Raw genomic sequence first — 15,864 nt, 5'->3', positions numbered from 1 at the left:
TGAAGAAATAAATGGAACTTGGCGAAATTTATAATTAGCAAAACATAAAGATAATTCAAGTTTAGTTCCTGCAATTTCTTTAACTTTATCAAATTAAATAGTTACACATTTAAACAAATAAACATTCAACAAATATGTTTACCCAATATAAAAATTTACCAGATAATTCACGAGTTTGGATTTATCAATCAGATAGAGAATTTACACCACAAGAAGTCGAATTTATTTCAGAAAAAGCGATTGACTTTATCAATTCTTGGACACGTCATGGAGATGATTTAAAAGGATCATTTACCATTAAATACAATCAGTTTTTGGTTTTAGCTGTTGATGAAAGTTTTAACAATGTATCCGGTTGCTCTATTGATAGTTCTGTGCGTTTTGTACAAGAATTAGAGAAAGATTTGCAACTAGATTTAATGAACAAAATGAACATTACTTTTAAAGATAATAACAACATTAATGTTTTAAAATTATCAGATTTTCAGCATTTTGCAAAAGAGAAAAAAATTACTGAAGAAACAATTGTTTTTAACAATATGGTAAACACCAAACAAGAATTTGAAAATAATTGGGAAGTACCCGCAAAAGAAAGTTGGCACAAACGCTTTTTGGTATAAGAATTGATTTAAAAAGAAAGTATCCTAATAAGTAAGCCTGCGTTAAGGATTGAAATGGCATCCTTTTTAATTTGCAAATAGAAAAGCGTCTTTGCGAGGAACGAAGCAATCTGTTTCGATAAGGAGATTGCCAAAGTTTATAAAAAATAGACTTCGGAATGGCAAAAATTAAAAAGATATAATGGAAAGCCTGTTAAAACGCCCAAAAAATATTTAGAATATAAAATGAAAAAAGAGCTATTATTAATAGTATTTATTGCCTTTATTTTTAAAATAAATGCCCAAACTATAGATCCTTTAAGAACTAAAGATTTTGAAGCTCAAGAAATTTGGGTAGATAGTATTTTAACCAATATGTCTATTGATGAAAAAATAGGACAGTTGTTTATGGTGCAAGCTTATTCTAATTTAGATCAAAAACACGAAGACTTTATTACTGAAATGATTACAAAATATCACGTAGGTAATTTAATTTTTATGCAAGGAACTCCTCAAAAACAAGCCATTCTTAACAATAAATACCAAGCACTTTCTAAGGTGCCTTTAATGATTGGCTTTGATGGTGAATGGGGTTTAGATATGCGTTTGAAAAACACCTACAAGTTTCCTTGGAACATGACTTTAGGAGCTATTCAAAATGATTCTTTAGTGAAACGATTTGGGGAACATTTAGGCAAACATTGCAGGCGTTTAGGAATTCATGTAAATTTTGCGCCAGTAGTAGATGTGAATGTAAATCCAGAAAATCCTATAATCGGGAATCGTTCTTTTGGAGAAAGTAAAGAAAATGTAACTCAAAAAGCAATTTCATTTACGCAAGGATTGCAAAAGTTTAGCGTGATGGCAAATGCCAAACATTTTCCGGGTCATGGAGATACAGCATCAGACTCTCATTATACTTTACCACTTTTAAATTTTGATAAAGCACGACTAGATTCTATAGAATTATACCCTTACAGAAAAATTTTTGATGCAGGCATTGGAAGTGTAATGACAGCACATTTAAATATACCCAGTTTAGAATCGAATGCAAATTTACCAACTTCGTTATCAAAAAGTGTCGTTACAGATTTATTGCAGCATGAGTTAGGTTTTAATGGATTGATCATTACGGATGGTTTAAATATGAAAGGGGCAACAGATTATGCAACATCCGCAGAAGTAGATCTAGCAGCAATTATTGCAGGAAATGATATGTTATTAATTCCGCAAGATGTGCCAGCAAGTATTCGTTTGATAAAACAAGCACTAATTTTAAAAACATTAACTGAAGAAAGACTAAATTTTTCTGTTAAAAAGATTTTAAAAGCTAAATACTGGATGGGTTTACATAATTACAAACCTATTGAAACTGATAATTTACAAGAAGATTTAAATACAATTGAAGACGAATTATTACACCGAGAGCTTGTGAAAAATGCGATTACTCTGGTAAAAAATGAAAAGCATACAATACCGTTAGCAAATCTAGAGTATCAAAAAATAGCCTATGTAAAATTAGGTGATGATTCTGGAAATCATTTTGTAAATATGCTCAAGAATTATACAAAAGTAGATGTAATTTCTGATGAGAATTTAGATGGCTTATTAGTGAAATTAAAACCCTATAACCAGGTGATTATAGGTTTTCATAAATCAAATGAGCATCCTTGGAAAAGTTATAAATTTAAAAGTAAAGAGCTCGTTTGGTTACAAGAAATTGCTAGAGGAAAAAATGTAATTTTAGATGTTTTTACAAGTCCGTATAGTTTATTGCAACTAAAAAGTTTTACGAACATAGAAAGTATCCTTGTTTCTTATCAGAATAGTAAATTAGCACAAGAAATTTCGGCCGAAATTATTTTTGGAGCGCTTAAAGCGCACGGAAAATTACCAGTTTCTATTGGTGATAACTTTAAGGTTGGGCACGGAATAGAATCGTATAGCTTAAGTAGATTAGAATATACGATACCTGAAGAAGTGCAATTATCTTCAAAAAAATTATCTTTTATAGATTCTATTGCCACAACTGTTTTGAAAGAAAAAATGGCACCTGGGTTTCAAGTTTTAGTGGCAAGAAAAGGAAAAGTAGTTTTTCAAAAAAGTTATGGCTATCACACGGAAATAAAAGAGATACCCGTTAAAAATTCTGATATTTATGATTTAGCTTCTTTAACAAAAATGTTAGCTTCTTTGCCTTTAATTATGAAGGCAGAAGAAGATCAGAAAATACCATTAACGGCAAGTTTACAAGATATATTACCAAGTTTTGCAGAGACTAATAAAGGAGGGGTTTCTGTGAAAGAAGTTTTATCGCATTTTGGTAAGTTAAAAGCATGGATTCCTTTTTATTTAAAAACACAAGATAGTATTACGCATAAAAATTTACCGATATTCTATAGAACAAAAAGAAGTAGTAAATACAATGTTGAAGTCGCTGAAAATCTGTTTATTAAAAAGTCTTACAAAGACAGTATTTATAAATATATCCGCGACGCAGATCAAAGAGAAAATGAAGGGTATAAGTATAGCGATTTAGGATATTATTTATTTAAAGAAGCATTAGAAAAAACATATGAAAAGCCGCTAAATAAATTAGTAGATCAGCAATTTTATAGTTTGTTAGGGGCGGATAGAATGACCTACTTGCCGTTACAAAAATTCAAAAAATCAGAGATCGTTCCCTCCGAAAAAGACGATTATTTTAGAAATCAATTAATACATGGTCATGTGCATGACATGGGAGCTGCCATGTTGGGAGGTATTGCAGGACATGCAGGTTTATTTGCGAATGCAAATGATGTTGCAAAAATGATGCAAATGTATTTACAAAAAGGTTTTTATGGAGGTAGACGGTATTTAAAAGCAGAAACCATCGATAAATTCAATACCCGTTATTATGCTGATAAAAATGTGCGAAGAGGTTTAGGTTTTGACAAGCCGCAGCTAAACCCAGATATAGAAGCAACTTGTGGTTGCGTTTCTGATGCAAGTTTTGGTCATTCTGGTTTTACAGGAACCTATGCTTGGGCAGATCCTAAAAGTGAAATTGTATATGTTTTTTTGTCGAATAGGGTGTATCCGCACATGAATAATAGAGGTTTAATTAAAGAAAATATTCGGACCAAAATTCAGCAAATTATTCAAGATGCCATTATGGATTAGTCAAAATGATTTTTTAAAAGTAAATGCATTAAAATTTAGGTCTTTAAGCTGATTGTGTTTTTGCGGGTGCTTGTTTTAATATCAATTCTGGTTTGAAATGCCGCCATGTGTCACAAAATTCTAGAGATCTATCAAATGCTTCTTTAAAGAAATAGTGTTGTCCGATTAAAATTAGCTAAATTGTTTTAAAGTATTGATAGTTTTGATTTTCAAGATTTTTTAAAGTAGTACACCTTGCTATTACAACCGCTTCAGAATTTATGATGTATCGAAAAATTTAAAATCGTAATAATATTGTTTTTCAGTTAGTTAAAGTCAAGTCTTTGTTCTTGATTCTAACAGCGAAAGCGGTCTTTTTATCTTTTATCGGACAACAATGAAAGAAATACGAAACTTAAATTTTTACAGCAGTTGGTCTTCAGTATTTAAAACAGAAAATTTAGTATATAAAAAGACCAATAAAAAAGAAAGAAACCAATAAATTACTGCGATATTCCATCCAAAGAAAAAACGAATAACTAAAGCTTGCAAGGTATAAAATATTGGGAAACTGATAACGTTAGTAGCAAATTTCATGGTATCTACAAATTCAATTTCACCAATGCTTTTGGATATTTTTTTCCAAATGATTAAAGGAAAAATACTATTCAGCAAAATAATATAATATAAGGGCTTTAAAATATTCACTGGTTTTTTTTTAGCTTTAGGGAAGTTATTTTCAGCAATCATTTTATTTACCGCATTAATATTTGTAAAATCGACATTAGCTTGATTTAACTTATTTAGAGTAGCCGCATAATTCTCATCATCCGGAATATGAACCGTTAATTTTTCTAGTTGAATACGAACTTCATTTTTTAAAATATGAATCGCTTTTGGTTTCTCATTTTTACTCAGAATTTCTCTCGAATTAATATGTTCACCGAAATGAATACAAACTTTAGAGGGAAAAGATGATGAATTTTGATAAGTAATCCCTACGGGAATCACGCTAATTTCTAACGTTGGATTTTTCTCTAAAGCTCCAAAAACAATTCTTGTAAATCCTTTACTTAAAGGCTTTATATTTCTGTCTCTAGAATGGCCTCCTTGTGGAAAAATAATTAGAGTTTCTTCTCTCTTAAGAATATCAAAACACTGCTCAAAAATTTCTTGATTGTTAGAAAGTTGTTTTCTGCCATCTCGAATTCTATAAATAGGCATTAAATTTAAGGTAGCCAGCGCTTTTTTTATAAGCGGTTTTTTAAAAACATCGGCTCTTACTAAATAATGATTTTCTCTTTTATTTTTAGAGGTCACAAATAAAGGATCCATCAATGCATTAGGGTGGTTAATGGCAAACAAAACAGCTCCTTTTTTGGGGATATTATTTTTACCATAAACTTTTATTTTTTTCGCATAAAAATGCAAACTAATCTTTAAAAAAAGTCTTGCACTTTCATACCAAATTTTTTTAATACTCATGTTTTAGTTGTAATTTTAATAAAACTTTTACAATTTATCATTTTTAAATGATCGCATTACCATGTGCTTTTTTCATTTCTATTTTAACTAAAATGAAATCGTAACTGTGCAGCTATGCTTTATTTTTTACTTTTAGGTAAAGAAAAAAATCATTTTAGTTTATCATAATCTCAAAGAATTATAAATGTTAATTTTGAAAAAAATGAAGCTATAAAACCGAAATTATTTGACTTCCGCAAACCTATCTGGCTTGTAAATGCCGATTTCTCTTTAGAATTTTTTTCAGCCCATGGCAAAGATTTTGTATTTATTATTTGAACGGCGTAGTTTGAAATATTTAAATTATACTATTTTTTGCTGTTTCAATACTGCTTGTTTTTTTCTACCCCAAAAAGTAGCCAAAGCCATGCCAGAAAAAACATCCCAAATCCCCCAAAAAGCGGCTAATAAAGCCATACCACCAAGACCATCAAAGAAGCCAAAAATTAATAAAAGTCCGAGACCACCATTTTGAATTCCTGTTTCCATAGAAATAGTTTTACAATCTTTTTTATTGAGTCCAAAAATCTTTGAAGTATAAAAACCTAATATAAAAGCAAAGATATTATGAAAAATCACCAAGAAGATTACATGATGGATATAGCTGATAAAAATATCTAAATTTTGAGAAAAGGCTACAAAAATTAGTATTATAAAAACGCTCATAGAAATCGGTTTTAAAACTTTTTCTATTTTTATGGCCATTTCTGAATGATAATTTTTGATGAGCATTCCGGCGACTAACGGAATGCCTAAAATTAAGGAAACGAGTTTTAATAAATCTACCCAATTGAGTTCTACTGATTTTAATATGATATTTGTAGGCTCATACAAACTTCCCCAAAATTGTAAATTAAAAGGTGTCATAAAAATACAAATTAGGGTTGCAAAAGCCGTTAAGCTAACAGAAAGCGCGGCATTTCCACCAGCCATTTTACTAAAAAAATTAGAAACATTTCCACCAGGACATGCGGCAATCATCATCATTCCTAAGGCAAAGCTAGGGTGAGGTTCAAGGAGTATAATGGCTAAAAAAGTAGCGGCAGGTAATAAGATAAATTGCGATAGAATGCCCACAAAAACTATTTTTGGGTTTTTAAACAGTCTTTTAAAATCGTCTATGGTAATAGACAAAGCAACACCAAACATAATTATCGCAATAGCAATGTTTAAGACCCATAAGCCACTAGAATCGAAGTTTATTTTAATGTCATCGATATTGATATTCGGATTAGTTTGTAAAAGCATACTCAATTATATTTGCGCCCATTTTTAAGGCTTTTTCTCTAACTTCTTTCGGGTTGTTGTGTATAATTTCATCTTCCCAACCATCACTTAAATCGGTTTCATAATCGTAAAAAATAATTAATCTTCCTTGGTAAAATAACCCAAAACCTTGTGCTGATTTTTTATCATGTTCATGAATTTTTGGGATTCCTTCAGGAAATTTAAATGTTTGATTGTAAATAGCATGATTGCTTGGAATTTCTCTAAATTTTAAGGTAGGAAACACTTTTTTGAGTTCTCTTCTGATAAATTTATCCAAACCATAATTATCAGAAATATGTAAAAATCCTCCAGAAATTAAATAGTTTTTTAAATTGGTCGCTTCTTCATCAGAAAAGAAAACGTTTCCATGACCTGTCATAAACAATATCGGAAAATTAAAAATATCTTCGCTATTGACAGCAACATTTTCTGGGTTTTTAGAAATTGATGTTTTTATATTTTGGTTTGTAAATGCTACTAAATTAGGAATTGCAGTAGGATTTGCATACCAATCGCCGCCGCCATTATATTTTAAAATAGCGACATCTTGTGCGTTACTTTGTAAAAAGATAGAAAGAATGCATATGGTTATAAATTGCTTCATATATTATTGAAGGATAATTTTAAGCAATATAGTAAAAATGATTTTATTGATTGATAAAAGAAATAGTATTTAAAGCAACTAAGCCCGCAGTTTCCGTGCGCAATCTACTTTCTCCTAAAGAAATGGGTATACATTTTTTATTTAACGCTTTTTTTATTTCATCCAAAGAAAAATCGCCTTCAGGACCAATTAAAATGGTTGTTTTTTGTAATGGTTTTACAATAGATTGTAGCAAATTTTTATGTTGTTCCTCGCAATGCGCAATACAAATTGTGCCTTCAAAATCTTGATTTATAAATTCATTGAACTTCACGGGTTCATTAATTTTAGGAAGCGTAAATTTTAAAGATTGCTTCATTGCCGATTGAATGATTTTTTCAAACCGTTCTAATTTTACGATTCTACGCTCAGAATTACTGCAAATAATGGGTGTAATTTCGTCAATACCAATTTCTGTAGCTTTTTCTAAAAACCATTCAATTCTGTCGTTATTTTTTGTGGGTGCAATGGCAATGTGCACATAATAAGACCAAGGTTTTGGTTTTTCTTGAATCTTAATAATCTCTGCAAGGCACTTTTTATCACTGGCAATTATAATTTTTGCATCAAACAAAAAACCTTTTCCGTTGGTAATATGTAGAATATCGCTTTCTTTTTTTCTTAAAACACGCACAATATGGCGGCTTTCTATCTTATCAAAAGTTAGTGTAGAGGTGTTTGAATCAATATCAGCGTTATAAAATAGTTGCATGGTGTTAACGGTTCAAGGTTTAAAATTTAAGATTCAAGATGCTTACTGTTGTGCTTAAAAAGTTTAAAATTTAAGAGAAATACGCATATATCAGTTCGAGTGAAATTTCTTTTTCAGAAATTTTGTATCGAAAACTTGTTACAATTTCAAAACTTTTATTTTTACTTACTGCTTACTGCTTACTGCTTACTGCTTACTGCTTACTGCTTACTGCTCACTGCTCACTGCTCACTGCTCACTGCTCACAGCTCACTGCTCACTGAATACTTTTTCGATACGTTCTTCGTCTTTTATGTGTTACTGGGTCAAAGTCTTTCCACAATTTTTGAATAGCTTCATTATCTTCTAATTCTGGAGTTCTAATACAGTTCTCGATTCCTAAAGGTTTAAATGTTTTATAATATTGATCAAAAATAATAGCATGAACACCCTTATTTTGATATTCTGGATGTACACCAATTAAATAGAACGTTACATCTTTTGCTTTTTTCCTAGCTTTTAATAAATGGAAAAGACCAAAAGGAAATAATTTTCCTTTAGATTTTTGCAATGCTTCTGAAAAAGATGGCATTACAATAGCAAATGCTATTAATTTATTTTCTTTATCAACCACAAATTTAATGTATTCTGGATTGATAAAACTGATGTATTTCTTCTTAAAAAAAGCAATTTGAGCATCAGAAATAGGTACAAATGTTGATAGTTTTGAATACGCTGCACTAAAAACTTCAAACATTTCATCTATATACGGCAAAATATCTTTTGTTTTTGTGAAATCGAGAGCCTTTAAAGAATATCTATTTTTTATAATGTTGCTTATTCTATTAAAATAAAAACCATCAACATTACTAAATTTAAATTTATTTTCTAAATATTCTTTTTCTTTTACAAACCCCAATTGTTCTAAATGCTCCTTATAATATGGATGATTGTACCAAGTAATCATGGTTCCTATATGATCGAATCCATCAATCAAAACCCCTGTTTTATCCAAATTATTAAAACCAACTGGCCCTTCTATATATTCTAAATTATTTGCGCGTCCAATTTCATTTACTTTTTCGAGCAATACTTTTGTAACCTCAATATCATCAATAACATCAAACCAGCCAAAACGTATTTTTTTGATTTGTTGTTTGTTAACTTCATACCAATTAATAATAGCGATTACTCTACCTACAATTTTTTTGTCTTGATAGGCTAAAAAAAAATGAGCATCAGCATTCTCAAATACAGGGTTTTTTTTGGGGTTAAAATTGGCAATTTCATCTTTTATAATGGGCGGTACCCAATAAGGATTATTCTTGTATAGTGAAAAAGGAAATGTAACAAATTGTTTCATCTCCTTTTTTGTTGTAATTTTTTTGATACTAATCATACCACAAAAATAGTATTTCTAAGGATTGTTTACTTCGTTTTGAGTTCTTTAATTTCTGTTTCTGTTTCTGTTTCTGTTTCTGTTTCTGTTTCTGTTTTTTGCTTTTTCTTTTTGTCTTTCTTTTTGTCTTTCTTTTTCTTTTTGTCAAACAAACTAAAGAAACCATTTTTTTTCTTACTAGATTTTGGTCTTTTAGCTCTTTTAGGTCTTTTTGTACTATTCTTATTGTCTTTATTTTTACTGAAAACGCTAAGAATTCTGCCGAAAAAACCTTGTTGTTTTTTATTATACGCTGCAATAGGTTGGTCTTTAATTACCTCTCCGTTTTCGTCTAATTCCTTGAAAGGGTCTTTGTGTTTGTCAATTCGATAAGAAGCCCCAAGGCCAAGATAAGAACCTTTGGATTCACCCTCTATTAAATATCTTATAGAAGTATTAATTTGCAGGTCTTTATTGTATAAAAAAGCCAAACCAGTACCTAAGTTGGTGTTATTTTGATTTTTTTGAAACACAGTTTGATTTTCTAAAAAAGCAGACCATCGACGGTCAAAATTATAGGTTCCTGTAATTATATATGATAATTCTGAAAATTCTGTACCAATTTTGTCATAGAAAACATTGGTAATTAAATTAAAATCATTCCTCAAGTTTTGCTGCAAGAGTACCCCAGCTTTTGGAGAAATACTTCCTGTTTTATGGATGTCGCTAACAAAATCGGTGTTTATACCAGCATAAACAGCAACAGAAGGAATCAATCTTTTTTTATCAAAGGCATTTCTTCTTTTCCAACTTCTTATTTCTTTACTTTTGTCTTCATATTCTTGTTGAAAGATTAAATACTTTGCACCAATGGTCGCCATACCAAGACCTGTTTCGGTGTATTGAGAGTTAAAAATATTTTTAAAGGCTATTTGATCTCTCTGTAAACTTATTTGCGCATTTACTTCTAGCTTTTCTAATAAAAAGCTAGTTCTAAAGAACAGGTTTAAACCAAAAGATTGTGGTATAGAAAAAGTAGGTTCTATAGAGGTGTTTCTAAAAAATAAATTACTTTCTAATTGATAAACTCCCGTGCCTACGCTATACGGACTCTCTGAAAAACCTGGTTTATTTGAGTTGATAACCTCTGTATATTGACTGTAGATAGATGAAAAAGTAAAAAAAAATAAGAAAAAAGATGTTTTCAATAGCAGGTTATTCATCGCTTAAAAAAGAATTTTAAATTAAAATTTATACGCTAAACAAACATAGAACAAAAATGCTGTTTTTAAAAGGATTGCATACTTTTTTACCTTTGTTAAAGTTTTATAGCGTTGTTAACGCTACAATTGTTAGCAAATTGTTATTTTTGATTGATTTTTAACATGAATGCTCTATGGGTTTATTGAAAACTTTATTTTTTATTATATTATTCTATTACGCTTTTAAATTTATAATGAGATTATTAGCGCCTTTTTTAGTGAAAAAAGTGGCAGATACGATGCAGAAAAAAGCAGAAGAGCAATTTGGTAAGCAACAACCAAAAAGCAATGTAAAAGAAGGAGAAACGATTATTGACAAAGCACCAAGAAGTAAATCGCAGACTAAAAACTCTGTAGGTGAATATGTAGATTTTGAAGAAATAGACTAACATTATCCAAAAAAAATGTACTTTTAAAGCTACCTTCTATCGATTAAAAAGACAATTCCAAATTTTAAATTAAGCACTTGAAACTCAAAAAAATATTTCCCTATGCTATTGCAATCGCCGTTTTTGTACTAGCCTCGTTAATCTATTTTCATCCTGTATTAAAAGGGCAAAAAATATCACAATCAGATATTACCCAGTTTAGAGGCATGGTCAAAGAAATTAATGATTTTAGAGCCGATAAAAATACAGAACCTTATTGGACAGGAGCTTCTTTTAGTGGCATGCCAGCCTATCAAATAAGTGCATATTACCCGTATGATTTTGTAAGAATTTTAGATAAAGCACTTCGATTTTTGCCAAGACCGGCGGATTATACATTTCTTTATTTTTTAAGCTTTTTTGTATTGATGATGGCATTAAAAGTGGAATGGAGATTGGCAATTTTAGGAGCGCTGTCTTTTGGGTTTTCTACCTATTTGATTATCATATTCGTGCCAGGCCATAATTCAAAAGCCCATGCAATTGCTTACATGCCTTTAGTTTTAGCAGGTGTTTTATGGGTTTTTCAGAAAAAATATGTTTTGGGTTTTATCGTTACTGGTATCGCTATGGCACTAGAAATTTATACTAATCATATTCAAATGACTTATTATTTGGGTTTTTGTTTGTTGATTTTAGGAGTTGTAGAACTTATAAACGCCATTAAAGAAAAGGTTTTACCTATTTTTATAAGGCAAGCAGCAGTTATTATAGCTGCCGTTGTTTTAGGAGTTGGTGCAAATGCTTCTAGGCTGATGGCCATGAAAGAATACACCGATTTTAGTACACGAGGAAAATCTGAACTCACAATTAATCCTGATGGAAGCACAAAAGAAGTTGTAAAGGGTTTAAGTAAAGAATATATAACACAATTTAGCTATGCCAAATTAGAAACTTTTAATTTATTTATTCCGCGTTTTATGGGCGGAGGAACCGTTGAAGAATTAGGGCAACAGTCTAATTTATATGAGGTAATTGAAACGAAATTGGGTAAAAAAGGAGCCGATTATTTTACAGAACAAGCGCTTACATATTGGGGAGATCAAACTATTATTGAAGCGCCTGCCTATATAGGTGCCGTTGTTTTCTTTTTATTTTTTTTAGGGATTTTTATTGTGAAAGGACGCCTAAAACAATGGCTCGTTGCCGCAACAGTATTTTCAATCTTATTAAGTTGGGGGCGTAATTTTGAAGGATTAACAAACTTTTTTATAGATTATATTCCGCTGTATAATAAATTTAGAGCAGTTTCTTCGATACAAGTTATTGCAGAGTTGTGCGTGCCTATTTTAGGCGTTTTAGGATTAAAAGAATTTTTCTCTTCTAAAATTACGTCCGAAGAAAAATTCGCATCCTTAAAAAAAACGGTATTGGTTTTCGGAGGGTTGATTCTTTCAGGTTTCTTATTAGCACATAGTTTTTCTACGTTTGAAGGGATCAGAGATGCAACCTATTTAAATATCGAAAAAGAGTATGCTATTAATGGGGTTTTAGATGCGGTTATTGCCGACAGAAAATCGATGTTACTAGTAGATACTTTGCGATCATTAGCCTTAGTATTGTTATCTGCAGGCGTTTTATGGTTTTTCTTAAAAAATAAATTAAAACAACAATTCGCAATTATTGGTTTGTTAATTTTTGTTTTATTCGATTTAATATCAGTGAATAAAAACTATGTTAACGAAACAGATTTTAAGCCAGCAAGACGCGTAGAAAAACCATTTACAGCTACTAATGCCGATAGGTTAATTTTAAAAGATACAACACATTTTAGAGTAGCCAACTTTGCGCAAGATCCTATGCAAGATGGTTCTACTTCTTATTTTCATCAGTCTATTGGAGGTTATCATGCGGCAAAAATGGGGCGTTATCAAGAGTTATTCGATTATCAGATTGCAAAGAATAACATGGAAGTTTTAAACATGTTAAATACCAAATATTTTTTAGTGCCTGATAAAAATGGTGAATTACAAGTACAACAAAATCCGGATATAAATGGTAATGTTTGGTTTGTAGAAAATGTAAAAGTGGTACATTCTGCAAATGAAGAAATGCAAATGTTAGATTCTTTACAAACAAAAACTACAGCGGTTATTGATAAAAGTAGTTTTTTAGAAAATATTGAATTTAATTTTGAACAAGATTCAATGGCGACTATCAATTTATTAAAATGTGATGTTACAGCGTTAACCTATCAATCTAAAACAACAAAAGAGCAGTTTGCTGTTTTTTCAGAAATTTATTATAAAAATGGTTGGAATGCTTATGTTGATGGCAAATTAGCTCCTCATTATAGAGTAAATTATGTTTTACGAGGCATGAAAATTCCTGCGGGAGAACACACAATTGAATTCAAATTTGAACCTAAAGTGATACAAAAAGGAGGTTTAATTTCTTTAGGTTCTTACATACTTTTATTATTAGTTGCTGTGGGCTGGTTTTTATATGATGAAAAAAAGAAGAAAAAACAAGCATGAAAATAGGAATGATTCTAGATGCTGCATTTCCTCCAGATCCTAGAGTAGAAAATGAAGCCGTTTCTTTGGTAAATGCAGGTCATGAAGTTTTTCTTTTTTGTTTAAAATATGCTGATGAGAAAACATCAGAAATTATAAACGGAATTCAAGTAAAAAGATACGCTTCTAATTTACCGGAATTTAAATTATCTGCTTTAGCCTATACAGTTCCTTTTTACACCTTTTTGATGCAGAAAAAAATTCATCAATTTATAAAAGAAACGAAGATTAAAGTGATTCACATTCATGATATTAGAATTGCACAAGCTGTTTTTAACGCGAATAAAAAATATAATTTACCAGTTGTTTTAGATTTGCATGATAATATGCCAGAGGTAATGAAGCTATATCCTCATCTTCAAAAATTCCCTGGAAAGTATATCATATCGCCTAAAAAATGGAAGGAAAAAGAAGAAGAATTTATTTTAAAAGCAGATAAGGTAATATCCGTTTCTCCAGAGTTTTTAGAAACTCTTCAAAATAGACTACCCTCAGAAAAAGATAAATTTGTTCTTGTACCCAATACCATTAGAAAATCATTTTTTGAAGATTTTAAGGTCGATACATCCATCATTGAAAAATATAAAAATAAGTTTGTTGTTTTATATTTAGGAGATACGCATATAAGAAGAGGTTTGCAAACTGCAATTTCATCCGTAGAAAAATTAAAAGATTACATACCGAATTTAAAATTGGTAATTGTAGGAAAAAACACCACAGATATTATTTTAAAAGAACAAGTTAAAGCGTTAAAAATTGAAAGTTTTGTCGATTTTGAAGGATGGCAAAATGTTTCTCTTTTTCAATCTTATATACTTTCTAGTGCTATTTGTATTTCTCCTTTGCATAGAAATTTACAACATGACGTTGCGTATGCAAACAAGATTTTTCAATATATGAGTTTTGGAAAACCTCTATTAGTGAGTGATGCCATCGCTCAAAGAAGATTGGTGGAAAAAACAAATTCAGGTTTGGTACATCAAGAAAAAAATGTGGATGATTTTACAAAACAAGTTTTAAAGCTATATAGGGATCCTTCTTTGAGAGATTGGCTAGGAGAAAACGGAATGAAATTTGTAAGAAATGAATTTTCTTGGGAGCAAACGGCTAAAAAACTACTACATTTATACGATAATTTACAAAATTGAAAGTACTCATCATTACATATTATTGGCCTCCTGCAGGCGGTTCTGGCGTGCAACGTTGGTTAAAGTTTGTTAAATATTTACAAAATTTTGGCATTGAACCTATCGTGTATACGGTTGATGATGCAAGGTACCCAAAAGAAGATGACAGTCTTAGAAAAGAAATACCTGAAGGAATAACGATTTTAAAACAACCTATTTGGGAACCCACCGATTTGTTTTTTTGGAAGAAAAAAAAGCAACAAAAAAAAGATGTTTCTAATAGTACCAATAGTGGAGTTTTATCATTTATTAGAGGTAATTTTTTTGTTCCTGATCCGAAGATTTTTTGGGTACGGCCTTCTGTTAAATTTCTAGAAAATTTTTTAAAAGAAAATAAAGTGGATGTACTTATTAGCTCTGGTCCACCTCATAGTATGCATTTAATTGCGCATCAATTGCAGCAGAAAACGAACGTTAAATGGTTGGCAGATTTTAGAGACCCTTGGTCTAATTTGTATTATAACAAAGAGTTTAAACAATCTCAATTTGCCATCACAAGAAATAAAAAGTTAGAAAGTACTATTTTAAAAAATGCAGATTGTGTCTTAACAGTAAGTAATTCCTTAAAAAACGAATTTGAAAAACAAGCGAAAAGGGTAGAGGTTATTACCAATGGTTTTGACAATGAGGTTTTGGTTTCTAAAGCGATAGCACTAGATAAAAAATTTAGTATTTCTTATATCGGATTGTTGCCAAAACAAAGCAACCCAAAATTATTTTTTAGTGCATTGCAGAAAATATGTATAGAAAATGCTGATTTTAAAAAGGATTTAAAATTAAATTTTATTGGGGATATTTCTGATGAAGTAAAAAATGAAATCCAAATTCATAAATTATCAGAAAATACGGCGTTTTTTGGGTATGTTTCTCATAAAAAAGCAATTGAATATCAACAAAAAGCACAAGTTTTGTTATTGTTAATTCCGAATATTAAAAATGCTCACGGTATTTTAACAGGTAAATTATTTGAATATTTAACAACAAATCGTCCTATATTCGCCATAAGTCCAGACAATAAAGATTTAGAGGAAATTTTAGAGCAAACCAACACAGGTTTTATGCTCGATTATAACAACGAACTAAAAATTAAAGAAGCCATTGAAGCGATGTATCATCGCTATAAAGAAGGTTTTTTAGGGGTAGATTCTAAAAATATAGAAAAATATCATAGAAAACAACTGACCAAAGAGTTGGCCATCATCATTAAAAGTTTACAGACATAA

General features: G+C 30.4%; 12 protein-coding genes. 6 read left to right on the top strand and 6 right to left on the bottom strand.

Annotated elements, in window-relative coordinates:
- Window positions 1–134: 134 nt before the first annotated feature.
- Window positions 135–620: an ABC transporter ATPase gene (locus K8354_RS10105; protein ID WP_223439320.1), complete on the top strand. Its 486-nt coding sequence runs from the start codon at window positions 135–137 to the stop codon at window positions 618–620.
- Window positions 621–845: 225 nt separating this feature from the next.
- The gene (locus K8354_RS10100) at window positions 846–3,764 is read left to right on the top strand and encodes a serine hydrolase domain-containing protein (RefSeq protein WP_223439319.1); all 2,919 of its coding nucleotides are present in this window, start codon (window positions 846–848) and stop codon (window positions 3,762–3,764) included.
- A gap of 402 nt (window positions 3,765–4,166) precedes the next feature.
- Here K8354_RS10100 and K8354_RS10095 read toward each other — a convergent pair whose 3' ends face one another.
- The 6 genes from K8354_RS10095 to K8354_RS10070 all read right to left on the bottom strand — a co-directional run bounded on the left by K8354_RS10095 (window position 4,167) and on the right by K8354_RS10070 (window position 10,471).
- On the bottom strand, window positions 4,167–5,228 hold the full coding sequence (locus K8354_RS10095; protein WP_223439318.1) for a 1-acyl-sn-glycerol-3-phosphate acyltransferase: 1,062 nt from the start codon (window positions 5,226–5,228) through the stop codon (window positions 4,167–4,169).
- A 342-nt stretch (window positions 5,229–5,570) separates the two neighbouring features.
- The gene (locus tag K8354_RS10090) at window positions 5,571–6,515 is read right to left on the bottom strand and encodes a bile acid:sodium symporter family protein (RefSeq protein ID WP_223439317.1); all 945 of its coding nucleotides are present in this window, start codon (window positions 6,513–6,515) and stop codon (window positions 5,571–5,573) included.
- Window positions 6,499–7,140, bottom strand: coding sequence for a DUF4159 domain-containing protein (locus K8354_RS10085; RefSeq protein WP_223439316.1), 642 nt, complete (start codon window positions 7,138–7,140; stop codon window positions 6,499–6,501). The genes K8354_RS10090 and K8354_RS10085 overlap by 17 nt, the downstream gene beginning before the upstream one ends.
- A gap of 43 nt (window positions 7,141–7,183) precedes the next feature.
- Window positions 7,184–7,891 (bottom strand): 16S rRNA (uracil(1498)-N(3))-methyltransferase, encoded by a 708-nt coding sequence (locus K8354_RS10080; RefSeq protein ID WP_223439315.1) that lies wholly within the window; start codon window positions 7,889–7,891, stop codon window positions 7,184–7,186.
- 256 nt (window positions 7,892–8,147) lie between these two features.
- Window positions 8,148–9,269 carry a GTP cyclohydrolase gene (locus K8354_RS10075; protein ID WP_223439314.1) on the bottom strand — a complete coding sequence of 374 codons (1,122 nt, stop codon included), beginning with the start codon at window positions 9,267–9,269 and terminating at the stop codon, window positions 8,148–8,150.
- Window positions 9,270–9,298: 29 nt separating this feature from the next.
- The gene (locus tag K8354_RS10070; protein WP_223439312.1) at window positions 9,299–10,471 is read right to left on the bottom strand and encodes a transporter; all 1,173 of its coding nucleotides are present in this window, start codon (window positions 10,469–10,471) and stop codon (window positions 9,299–9,301) included.
- A gap of 173 nt (window positions 10,472–10,644) precedes the next feature.
- On the opposite strand from K8354_RS10070, the gene K8354_RS10065 reads away from it, so the two are divergent.
- The 4 genes from K8354_RS10065 (at window position 10,645) to K8354_RS10050 (ending at window position 15,864) form a co-directional block, all read left to right on the top strand.
- On the top strand, window positions 10,645–10,899 hold the full coding sequence (locus K8354_RS10065; RefSeq protein ID WP_223439310.1) for a DUF4834 family protein: 255 nt from the start codon (window positions 10,645–10,647) through the stop codon (window positions 10,897–10,899).
- Between the two features lie 68 nt (window positions 10,900–10,967).
- Window positions 10,968–13,415 carry a YfhO family protein gene (locus K8354_RS10060; protein WP_223447659.1) on the top strand — a complete coding sequence of 816 codons (2,448 nt, stop codon included), beginning with the start codon at window positions 10,968–10,970 and terminating at the stop codon, window positions 13,413–13,415.
- Window positions 13,412–14,602 (top strand): glycosyltransferase family 4 protein, encoded by a 1,191-nt coding sequence (locus K8354_RS10055; protein WP_223439308.1) that lies wholly within the window; start codon window positions 13,412–13,414, stop codon window positions 14,600–14,602. Before K8354_RS10060 ends, K8354_RS10055 begins: the two co-directional genes overlap by 4 nt.
- A complete protein-coding gene (locus K8354_RS10050) occupies window positions 14,599–15,864 on the top strand; it encodes a glycosyltransferase family 4 protein (RefSeq protein WP_223439306.1) in 1,266 nt (421 codons plus the stop codon). Before K8354_RS10055 ends, K8354_RS10050 begins: the two co-directional genes overlap by 4 nt.

It is taken from the genome of Polaribacter litorisediminis, assembly GCF_019968605.1.
Taxonomy (GTDB): Bacteria; Bacteroidota; Bacteroidia; order Flavobacteriales; family Flavobacteriaceae; genus Polaribacter; species Polaribacter litorisediminis.
Note: the sequence above shows the minus strand (reverse complement) of the source record. Positions and strands in the feature narration are given on the sequence as shown.